We start from the raw sequence: 10,909 nt of genomic DNA on the forward strand, positions 1-10,909 counted from the left end.
TTCGTGTTGATATGCACATTGAGCGCCGCTGCCTGCAGGGCGCCTTTCGCCAAGATCGCCGAAGCGCCCACATCGGAAAGCACGAGTTTGCTCGCGTTGTTCGCGAGGAATTCGTCAGACTCGATTACGGCCGCGCACACACGCATGATGTGCAACGGAACCTCGCACGCGCCCACAAGCGCCGCTTGCTCGGCCGCATGGCGCGCGGCCTTTTCTTCCTCAGTCGCACGCGAAAGCTTCCATGTGGCCGCGAGCCGGGAAAACGCCTCGGCATCTTCATCGATGAGTTCGAGCAAACGAGCTCGCGCCGCATCAAGCTCAACAACCGATGCACGCATGTCGTCGGCAACATCGGCGAACTTTGGCTTTCCCGCCGTAATATTTCCCACCATGGCGCCGAGCGCCGCAGCAAGCGCGCCAGCATAGGCCGCGCCACCGCCGCCGCCAGGCACAGCGGCATCGGAAGCCAGAGCATCGACAAATTCAGTATTCACCATAGAAGCATCCTCAATAGGCCAAAGACCGTCCGCGGCCCATTTTCAAACGAGTTCCAAATAAAGAAGAATGGGCCAAAGGCGCAGTTCCTTTGACCCATTAAAACCCGGGCCGAACAAACATCAGCGGCATGGGCTTAGGCGAACACGGTTCGGACGAAAGCAAGGCGACGCGCAACTTCGGCACGCGATCGGCAGCTTGACCTCGAAGCGCGCCGCCAGAGCCCAATGCCGCGTCGGCATAGGGGCTTACTCGTTAGAACAGGCCCGTAATTTTACCGGTTTCATCGACGTCGATGTTCTCGGCCGCAGGATGCTTCGGCAAGCCGGGCATCGTCATGATGTTGCCCGTGAGCGCCACCACGAAGCCAGCGCCAGCCGACACCTTCGCTTCGCGCACCGTGATGCGGAAGCCGCGCGGCGCGCCGAGCAGGGTTTGGTCGTCGCTGAAGCTGTACTGGGTCTTCGCCATGCATACCGGGAACTCGCCAAAGCCCATGGACTCCAAATGCTTGATCTGCTTCTTCGCGGCAGGCGTGAAGTCGACGCCATCGGCGCGATACACCTTCTTCGCAACGGCCTCGATTTTCTCGGCGATACCGCCCTCGTCGCCATAGGCAAACTCGAACGTCTCGGCGCTGCGGCCCTCATCGTCGCCGTTTTCGCACAGGCGCACAACCTCGCGAGCCAGCTCTTCGCCGCCTTCGCCACCCTTGGCCCACACTTCGGAAAGGGCAACGTTCACGCCGAGTTCCTTGCACTTGGCCTCAACCAAGTCGAGCTCGGCCTTGGTGTCGGTCGGGAATGCGTTGATAGCAACCACGCAGGGAAGCTTGTACACCGTGGTGATGTTTTCCACGTGCTGCAGCAAGTTCGGAAGACCCGCCTCAAGCGCCTCGAGGTTTTCTTCATTCAGCTCGGCCTTCGGCACGCCGCCGTGGTTCTTGAGCGCGCGAACAGTCGCGACAACCACAACTGCATCGGGCTTCAAATTCGCCAAGCGGCACTTGATGTCGAGGAATTTCTCGGCACCAAGATCGGCACCGAAACCGGCTTCCGTAATGGCGTAATCGCCCAACGCCATGGCCATGCGCGTAGCGATGATCGAATTGCAGCCGTGGGCGATGTTCGCGAAGGGACCGCCGTGAATGAATGCCGGCGTACCCTCAAGCGTTTGCACAAGGTTCGGCTTCAACGCGTCTTTCAGGAGTGCGCACATGGCACCCTGAGCATTCAGCTGGCCAGCGGTGATGGGCTCGTCGGCACGCGTGTAGCCAACGACAATGCGGGCCAAGCGCTCTTTGAGGTCGGAAATGCTCGTAGCCAGGCAGAAAATAGCCATGATCTCGGAAGCGACGGTGATATCGAAACCGTCCTCGCGAGGCACGCCCGAAGCCTTTCCGCCCATACCGCACACGATATGGCGCAGCTGGCGATCGTTCATGTCGACCACGCGCTTCCACGTGATGCGACGCACGTCGAACCCGAGCGCGTTGCCCTGGTGAATGTGGTTGTCGACCATGGCGGCAAGCAGATTGTTCGCTGCACCAATGGCGTGGAAGTCGCCCGTGAAGTGCAGATTGATGTCCTCCATGGGAACGACCTGGGCGTATCCGCCACCAGCGGCGCCGCCCTTAATGCCGAATACGGGGCCGAGCGACGGCTCGCGCAGCGCGACCAGAGTGTTTTTGCCAATGCGACGCATGGCGTCGGCCAAACCGACCGTAGTGGTCGTTTTGCCTTCGCCCGCAGGCGTAGGGTTAATGGCCGTAACCAGCACGAGCTTGCCGGGAGTATGAGCTTCGTCGGTAAGCAGGTTGTAGTCGACCTTCGCCTTGTAGTTGCCGTATTGTTCGAGATACTTCTCGGGCACACCAGCACGCTCGGCGATCACGGTGATTTTCTCGGGGGTTGCAGCTTGGGCAATTTCAATGTCAGTCAGCACGTCGGGCCCTTTCTTCCTGCGGCTTTCTCTTATCGCAACGAAGCCCATTGTAACGACGGTGGCGCACGCAAAGTCCCGCGCCACGAACTCGGCGCAGATTCGCAGGGAAACGGCACAAGGCCGCTGCGAGCGAGCCGAAAGCTCGGGCGAAAGGAACAATCGGAAGCGCGAAACCCAGGAGAAGTGCGACTTTCGCGCGGCAACGCGACAACGCGACCGTGCGAAGCCCCACGTTTTCGCCACGAAGCCGAAACGAGCACACACCGTCGCTGTGCAAGCAACGAAATCAACTGACGTGAAACGCCAACCTTACAGCGCGTCAACCGAATAGTGAACGGGCATGCTGAGGCATGTGACGTGCTATGATTCAAGTAGCTGAACGGGCGCGATTGCACCCACGAACAACCCCAGCACGAAAGGAGCGGCACCCATGACCGAAGAAGCCGCCTCGATCCTCGTCGTCGACGACGAGCAGTCCATTACCGACTTCGTTTCCTACTCCCTCATGAAAGAGGGGTTCAAAGTCGATGTCGCCAACAACGGCGAAGACGCGCTCGAACAGGCGACGCGCAAGCATTACGACCTGTTCGTGCTCGACATTATGCTGCCCGGCATGGACGGCTATGAGCTGTGCCGCCGCCTGCGCAGCCGTACCACAGCGCCCGTGCTCTTCCTTTCGGCACGCGACACCGAGCTCGACAAGGTCGTCGGCCTCGAAATCGGCGGTGACGATTACCTGGCCAAGCCCTTCGGCGTGCGCGAGCTCATCGCCCGCGTTCGCGCCCTGCTTCGCCGTGGCACCCTTGAGGCGCCCGATAGCGGCGCGCTCGTGGCTGCAGGAATCACGCTCGACGAAGACCGACACACAGCCGTCGGCCCCAATGGCCCCATCGATTTGACTCCGCGCGAGTTCGAGCTGCTTGCCGCCCTTATGAAAGACGCAGGCAAGGTCGTAACCCGCGAAGATTTGTTGCGCGAAGCCTGGGGCTGGGAGTACATCACCGAAACGAAAACGGTCGACACGCACATCAAACGCCTGCGCGACAAAATCTCGCAAGCAGGCTTCGACCCGAGCATCATCGAGACCGTGCGCGGCTACGGCTACCGCCTGAAAGCATAGGCGCCGTTTACGATGAATGACGCATTACGCACAGCGCCGCCGACGAAAGGCGCTTCATTATGAGGCGCCTTCAGTCGTTTTATGCCATTCTGGCCACTATTTTCGCCGTGGCGGCTTCGATACTCACCTTTTTCCTGGTGTGCATTTTCGGCATTCCCGATATAGGGCTGCTTCTCTGGTTCCTGTTTGCGGGCACGGCGTTCGCGTTCACGTTGAGCCTCGTCATTGGCCACTACCTGGCCGAGCCCCTTACCGATTTGCACGTGCGCGCGCAAGCGATTCTTCATGGAGACGCGCGCGTCGATATTAAGCCGGAAGGCAAGCTTTACGAGGCCGACGAGCTTGCCGAAGACTTCGTTGCCCTGAGCGCAAAAACAAAAGCCCAGATGAGCGACCTTTCCGTGCAGGAAAACCGACAAACGCGCTTCATTAGCGACGTGGCCCACGAGCTGCGCACGCCGCTTACGGCCATTCGCGGCAACGCCGAAACTCTCATGGATCCCGACATGCCGCCCGCGCTGCGCGAGCGCTTCTGCCAAACCATTATCAACGAGTCGGAGCGCCTTACGCGCCTTTCGAACGACCTGCTCACTCTTCAGCATATTGAAGAAGGCACCGATCAAGTCATCATGAAACGCGTGAATTTGCATGACGTCGCCGAACGCGTGGCCGATGCGATGAATCCGATTTTCGAGGAAAACGGCGCAGAGCTGAAAATCGAAGGCGAAGCGCCCGACGTGCTGGGCAACCCCGACCGTCTTCAGCAGGTCATTTACAACCTGGTCGCCAATGCGAGCCGCTTCGTGGGCAAAGGCGGACACGTAACCATTCGCCTTGCGGGTCTGGCCGATAAATCCGTCATCAGCGTCATCGACGATGGCCCCGGCTTTGGCGATATCGACCCGAAACTTTTGTTCACACGCTTCTATCGCGGCGACAACTCCCGCGCACGCAACACCGGCGGCACGGGATTGGGCCTTTCCATCGTGAAAGGCATCGTCGAAGGCCACGATGGCACCATTGAGGCGTTTAATGCGGCAGGCGGCGGAGCGTGCTTCGTCGTTTCCCTCCCCAGCGTCCACGAACATATTCACTAGCATGACCAGGCACCGAAGAACTGCGCAACCATAACCCCGTAAACGAATGTGGCCCTATCGGCGAAGAAAGCCGATGGGGCCACATGTGTATGTTTCAGAAGCGCCTTCCTACACGCGCCTCCAGCGCGTCAGGCGCCGTTCCGCGACATCGAACAGCTCATACAGAATCACACCGAGCAGCGCCATAGCGATAATGCCCGCGAACATCTTCGGGTAGGCAAGCAGCGCCCAGGCATTCACGATGAAATAACCCAGCCCCGTTGAGCCCGCAATGCCCTCGGCGAAAAACAGAATCGCAACCGCAGTGCCGCTCGAAATGCGCAATGCCGTGAACAGCTCAGGCAACGTGGCGGGAACAATGGCGTGGCGATATATATCGAGCCTGCTCGCGCCAAGTGAGCGCATAGAAAGAATGCTCTGCTCAGGCACGCTCTTCGATGCATCGCGCACAGTTACGAGCACTTGGAAGAACACGGTAATCGCGATGAGCACGATCTTCGGCGCGTCGGCCAAGCCCAGTAGCACGATGAGCACGGGCAGCAGCACGACCTTCGGCAGCGGGTAGAGGAAATACAGAATGGGCGCGAATACGGCATCGGCGCGCGGAGAACGGCCGCACGCGAGTCCCAAAGGAATAGCGAGCACCGTACCGATGAGCATCGCAACCACCACGCGGTAAAGGCTCACGAGAAACGCCGGCCACAGCTCATCGAAATACTGCGCCACCATGGGAAACGCGTCAAAAGGCCCAGGCAGCACAGGATTGTGCACCGCCATGGCGGTAAGCTGCCAGCCGGCAAGAATGAACACGATGGCGAATGCATAGCCTGCAATGCGGCCCAAAACAGGATGTTTACGCATGGGCCACCTCCTCTTTCGCCACAATGTCGCGCAGCATCTCGCGCAATGTGCGGCAGCGTTCGAAGAACAAATCGGCATCGCGCCAGTTTTCCTGCTGCATCTCGGCATTTTCCAGCACGTGCACCACACGACCCGGTCGCGGCGACATAACCACGATGCGCTGGCCCAAATACACCGCTTCCTCAACGGAATGCGTCACGAGCACCTGCGCATAGCCCTGTTCACGCCAGCACAGCTTCAACATATCCTGCATTTCTTCGCGCAAAAGTGCATCGAGCGCAGAAAGGGGTTCGTCCATAAGCAGCAAATCGGCATCGCACGTAAGGGCACGCGCCATGGCCAAACGCTGACGCATACCGCCCGAAAGCTCCGCGGGAAACGCATCGGCGAAATCGGCCAAGCCCACCTGCTCGAGCGCGCGCGCAACCCTCTCGGCTCTCTCGCGTTTCGGCGTTTTACGAATCTGCAAGCCGAGTCCCGCATTTTCCGCAACGGTTTTCCAGGGAAGAAGGCCGAAATCTTGCAGAATCAGAGCCGTGTTCAAACGCGGCCCCGCAACGCGCACGCCATCAACGAACGCGGCACCCTGCGTAGGCACGCGCAAGCCCGCCGCAATAAGCAGGCTCGTCGATTTTCCGCAGCCAGAAGGCCCCAGAATCGCCACGGCCTCACCTGGAGCCACGTCAATATCCATATTTTGAAGCGCGCGCGTTTCACCACGCGCACCTTCGTACACCTGCGATACCCCTTGCAGGCGAAGCTTCGGCTCCCCCATGAATATCCCCTATTCTTGCGGCTGAGCGGCTTGTTCACTTGTGGCAAGCTGAGCCGCCGATTTCGATTCGGCGATGCGTTTGTTCAGACGATGCAGCTCAACGAGCACAAATGCGCCCACGGTGAAAATCGCCAAGAAGTCGGAGCACGGCACAGCCATATACACCGCGTCGAGGCCATCGAACATCGGCAGAATGCCCGGCAGCACCTCAGGCAAAATGAGCGTGAGTGGCACAAGGAACAGGATCTGGCGCGTCATGGACAGAATAATGCTCTTCGTGGGCTGGCCGGTAGCCTGGAAGTAGTTCGAGCCGACGATTTGGAAGCCGATGATGGGCAGGAAAATGAGGTTCACACGCAACGCGAACGCCGACAGGTCGACGAGCGCCGCATCGGTAATGCCGAAGAATCCGATAATCTGCGCAGCGAACACCATGATGAGCACCCACAGCACCGTGCCGATGATTGTAGCGCCCAGCATGCCCACGGCAAGCGTCTTCTTCACGCGATGCCACAGCTTCGCACCGTAGTTGAAGCCCAAAAGCGGCTGCACGGCGATTGACATGCCGATAAGCGGCAGAATGGTGAACATGGCCACGCGGCCGACCACGCCGACGGCGGCCAGCGCATTGTCGGCGCCGATGGGGCTCATCGCGCCATATTTCACGAGTGCATAGTTGGTAACGACCTGCGATACAGCAGCGCCAATCTGCAGCACGAACGAAGCCGTGCCCAGTGCAAGAATCTTGCGCACGAGCGCCCCATTCATCGCAAGATACTTGCGGCGCAGGCGCAGCGGCACACCAGGGGTCTTCGTGAAGTACCACACCACGGTAATGCAGCTGATGCATTGGCCGCACACGGTCGCCCACGCGCTGCCGACGACGCCCAGGCCCATGCCCATGACGAAAATCGCATTGAAAATGGTACAGCCTACCGCGCCGATGAGCATGGTAAGAAACGCCCTGTTAGGCGCGCCACACGTACGAATGAAATTGTTGATGCCCATGCCAACGATTTGGAAGACGCAGCCCAGGCTGATGATTTGAATGAAGTCGCGAGCATAGGGGCGCACCGTATCGGTGGCCGAAGAAAGCGAGAGCAGCGGTTCGATGCAGGCAGGCACATGAGCGAGCACCGCGAGCAGAATGGATACCAGCACGCCGAGTGTGAAGGTATTGCCCAGAACATGCTCGGCCTCGCTGTGCTTGCCTTCGCCCAAACGAAGCGCGCACAACGCGTTGCCACCTGCGCCGATGAGCATAGAAATCGCCATGAACACCGTCATGATCGGCGTTGCCACGCTTACGGCGGAAAGACCAATTTCTCCTGCACCGTGGCCGAGGAATACCGAGTCGATAATATTGTACGCGCCGTTCACGAGCATGCCCAAAATCGCAGGCACCGCGAATTCGACTACGAGGGCCGGAATATTGCCCGAGCCCATGCGCGTGACGCGCTCGTTTTCCTTCTTGTCGGCCGTTTGGGGCTTTCCCTCGCGCGCTTCGCGCATCATCTTTTCTTCAGTCATACGCGTCCTTCTTGCGATTATTCGTTCTACTTTAGATATGCTCACACTCGATGGCAGAAAGTTCCAGATCAATAGCGCCAAGCAAGCCCTGCATCACGGCATCGAGGTATTGCACGCGCAAAAGCGGGTTCGAAAGCGCATTTGCGAACGGCAAAGAACGCGACTCCTCCGTGCCCAAGTCGCAAACATACGCGGCAACGTTGCGGCCGTCGGTCACGATGGGCTCCTTCGGGTGGAACACGTTCACACCAACGCCGAGCACCACTTTGCCGTCTTTCGCGTCAAGCGACATGCCGCACAGCTTGCCCGCTTCGCACATCACGTCGTTGGCAGGCTTAACCCATATCTCGTTTTCGGTCACGCCCGCAATGCTGCGCACGATGCGCGCCACGGCCTCGGCGAGGCGAGGGCTCATCGAGGGGAATTCTTCCTCGGGAATGCGAGGCTCAAGCAACACCGAGAAATACAGCCCGCCTTCAGGGCTTACCCATGGACGCGTTTTCCATTGGCCGCGGCCCGATTCCTGGCGCAGCGCGCGCACCGCGACGCCTGGATGCGCGCCATGATTGGCAAGGTCCCACACGTCGTCGTTGGTCGATCCGGTCACGTCTTTATAAATAATATCGAAGTTCATGGAGCTCCTTACATCGTCGAGCGCGCCATCGTCCGAGCGGACGAAATCGCACATTATTCAGCGGGAAAGTCTTCGAAGTGTAGCAAGCGGGCATGGGGCTCGCGTGAACCCCATGCCCAAAGGCAACCTGCAAAAGAAATACCGATGAATGAACGTTTTGCGCAGGTCGCAAGCTTATAACTTGGTTGCCTTTCCGTATACCGCGCCATCGGCGACAACGGGCGTGCCGTCGGCGAGCACATGATTCGGCAAAAGCTCGAGCAGCGGCTTCACCACGAAATCGCGCTCGCACACGCGCGGGTGAGGCAGCGTAAGCTCGTCAGTTTGCTCCACGTACATCTGGTAATCGACGATGTCCAAATCGAGCGTGCGAGGGCCATTTTCGATTTCGCGCGTGCGGCCCAGGCTGTTCTCGATTGCATGCAAATACTTCAAAAGCTCCTTCGGCGGCACGCCCGTGCGCGCAAGCACCACGGCATTCACAAACGTATCCTGGTCTTCGTAGTACGCAGGCTCGCTTTCGTAGTAGCTCGAGATGTCGATGATTTGCGTATCGGGAATGGAGCACAAGCCCGTAATGGCCTGTTCCAAGTTCGCGATTTTGCCCTCCGTTTCCTCGCCAGGGTTCGCCACGAGGGCCACGTTGGAGCCGAGGCCCAAAATCACATAGGGACGCAGGTTTTTGAGCGCCTTCATGGTTTCGGGCACATTATGGGCGCGCACCACCGAAGCGCCCAGCTCACACGCCATTAGAGCCTCTTGCGCCGAGGCCTCATCGCGCTGTGCGGGCTCGCTTATGCCATACGCGGAGCCGATATAGCTTTTGCGTGAAACGGCGACCATCGTGGGATATCCCAAACGGTTGAACTCGTGGAAGTTGCGCATGAGCTCCATGGTCTGACTCGCGGTTTTACCGAAGCCAGGACCGGGATCGACGCAGATGCGCTCGCGCGCAACGCCGGCTGCTTCGAGCATGGCGGCCTGGCCGCCCAGGTATTCTTTAACCTCGGCCACGACGTCGTCGTAGTGCGGATCGTTCTGCATGGTGGCAGGCTCGCCGAGCATATGCATGACGACAAGGCCCGCATCGCAGTTTTTGGCGACTTCGACCATAGCGGGATCGCGGAAGCCCGTTACGTCATTGATGATTGCCGCACCAGCCTCAACACACGCGCGAGCAACTTCGGTGTGGCGCGTATCGATGCTCACGCACAAGCCCAAATCGACCAGCTGGCGCACTACATCGAGCACGCGCGCGAGCTCCTCTTCGACGGACACTTCCGCCGAACCCGGACGCGTCGACTCGCCGCCTACGTCGATAATCTGAGCGCCTTCGTCAACCATTTGGCGCGCATATGCCACCGCTTCGGCAAAGCCGTTATGCTGGCCACCGTCAGAGAACGAATCGGGCGTCACGTTCAAAATGCCCATAACGACGGGGCGCGTGGAGTCGAATTCGAAGTTCGCGCATTTCCACATCATGCTCGGTTTCTTCCTTTCTTATATACGCACAAACGCGCCCCCTCGCCTGAAAGCGAGGGGACGCGCCCCTTAGTTGTGTCATGCGCCGCAATCTCCCCTTGCGGCAAAAAGCCTACTGCTGCTGCGAGGAATCGCCCTGCGGCTCAGCTGCCTGCTGTGGCGAAGCGAGCTGCGGCTCCTCCTGCTTGCCAACAGGCTCCACGAGCGTGAAACCCTCGTCGGGAGGAATTTCACCAGCAGCTTCCTTCTTCGAGAACTCAGCCCACGTGTTGTTGAGCAAAGCTTCACACGCCGCACCGTCGACCGTCTCACGATCAAGCAGCACTTCGGCCATCGTATGCATTTGGTCGGCACGCTGCGAGAGAATCTCGTAGGCAGTATCGTGCGCCTGCTTCATGAGACGCGCGACTTCCTCGTCGATTCGCTGGGCAGTTTCGGGCGAGTAATCCTGGGTGTTGCCATAGTCGCGGCCCAGGAACACTTCGTGGTTCGGCTGGCCGAACGTCTGTTGGCCCAGCGCATCAGACATGCCGTAGTTCACGACCATCTGACGGGCCATCTTCGTGGCGCGCTCCAGGTCGTTGCTCGCGCCGGTCGTGATGTCGCCGCAGAAGATTTCTTCAGCAACACGACCACCCAAAAACACGGCGAGTTCGTCATACATCTCGTTTCGGCTCACGAGGAATTTATCCTCGTCAGGAATCGACATGGTATAGCCAAGCGCGCGGCCGCGCGGCACGATGGTGATCTTATGCACCGGATCGGCATTCGGCAGCAAGTGGCCAACCAGAGCATGGCCCGATTCGTGGAACGCAATGGTGCGACGAGTTTTCTCGTTCATCACGCGGTTCTTGCGCTCGGGGCCGGCCATCAGGCGCTCCATGGACTCGTTGACTTCGGCCATGGAGATGTGCGACTTGTTGCGGCGCGCGGTGAGCAGCGCAGCTTCATTCATGAGGTTCATGAGGTCG

General features: G+C 59.4%; 9 protein-coding genes and 1 pseudogene. 2 read left to right on the forward strand and 8 right to left on the reverse strand.

All coding sequences use genetic code 11. The annotated features are described in order from the left end of the window. The coding region (locus tag ACWI8T_RS05935) for a cyclodeaminase/cyclohydrolase family protein (RefSeq protein WP_449138290.1) at nt 1-497 on the reverse strand (497 nt) is incomplete at its 3' end. A 253-nt stretch (nt 498-750) separates the two neighbouring features. Continuing rightward, nucleotides 751-2,439, reverse strand: a complete 1,689-nt coding sequence (locus ACWI8T_RS05940; RefSeq protein ID WP_449138291.1) for a formate--tetrahydrofolate ligase — start codon at nt 2,437-2,439, stop codon at nt 751-753. Between the two features lie 430 nt (nt 2,440-2,869). Here ACWI8T_RS05940 and ACWI8T_RS05945 point away from each other — a divergent pair, with 430 nt between their 5' ends. Both ACWI8T_RS05945 and ACWI8T_RS05950 read left to right on the forward strand, forming a co-directional pair. Beyond that, a complete protein-coding gene (locus ACWI8T_RS05945) occupies nt 2,870-3,559 on the forward strand; it encodes a response regulator transcription factor (RefSeq protein ID WP_114614702.1) in 690 nt (229 codons plus the stop codon). Nucleotides 3,560-3,618: 59 nt separating this feature from the next. Beyond that, nucleotides 3,619-4,656, forward strand: coding sequence for a sensor histidine kinase (locus tag ACWI8T_RS05950; protein ID WP_181861835.1), 1,038 nt, complete (start codon nt 3,619-3,621; stop codon nt 4,654-4,656). 108 nt (nt 4,657-4,764) lie between these two features. Here ACWI8T_RS05950 and ACWI8T_RS05955 read toward each other — a convergent pair whose 3' ends face one another. The 6 genes and pseudogenes from ACWI8T_RS05955 to ACWI8T_RS05980 all read right to left on the reverse strand — a co-directional run. Beyond that, nucleotides 4,765-5,517, reverse strand: coding sequence for an ABC transporter permease (locus tag ACWI8T_RS05955; protein WP_329932679.1), 753 nt, complete (start codon nt 5,515-5,517; stop codon nt 4,765-4,767). Next, nucleotides 5,510-6,292, reverse strand: coding sequence for an ABC transporter ATP-binding protein (locus ACWI8T_RS05960; RefSeq protein ID WP_337492772.1), 783 nt, complete (start codon nt 6,290-6,292; stop codon nt 5,510-5,512). The genes ACWI8T_RS05955 and ACWI8T_RS05960 overlap by 8 nt, the downstream gene beginning before the upstream one ends. 9 nt (nt 6,293-6,301) lie before the next feature. Further along, entirely contained in the window at nt 6,302-7,822 is a 1,521-nt protein-coding gene (locus ACWI8T_RS05965) for an MATE family efflux transporter (RefSeq protein WP_449138292.1), read from the reverse strand. Between the two features lie 31 nt (nt 7,823-7,853). Then, nucleotides 7,854-8,456 (reverse strand): biotin--[acetyl-CoA-carboxylase] ligase, encoded by a 603-nt coding sequence (locus tag ACWI8T_RS05970; protein ID WP_449138293.1) that lies wholly within the window; start codon nt 8,454-8,456, stop codon nt 7,854-7,856. A 174-nt stretch (nt 8,457-8,630) separates the two neighbouring features. Further along, entirely contained in the window at nt 8,631-9,938 is a 1,308-nt protein-coding gene (gene folP, locus ACWI8T_RS05975) for a dihydropteroate synthase (protein WP_449138294.1), read from the reverse strand. Between the two features lie 112 nt (nt 9,939-10,050). After that, nucleotides 10,051-10,909, reverse strand: a pseudogene (locus tag ACWI8T_RS05980) (ATP-dependent zinc metalloprotease FtsH); the annotation flags it as partial.

Source organism: Slackia sp. (assembly GCF_977041755.1).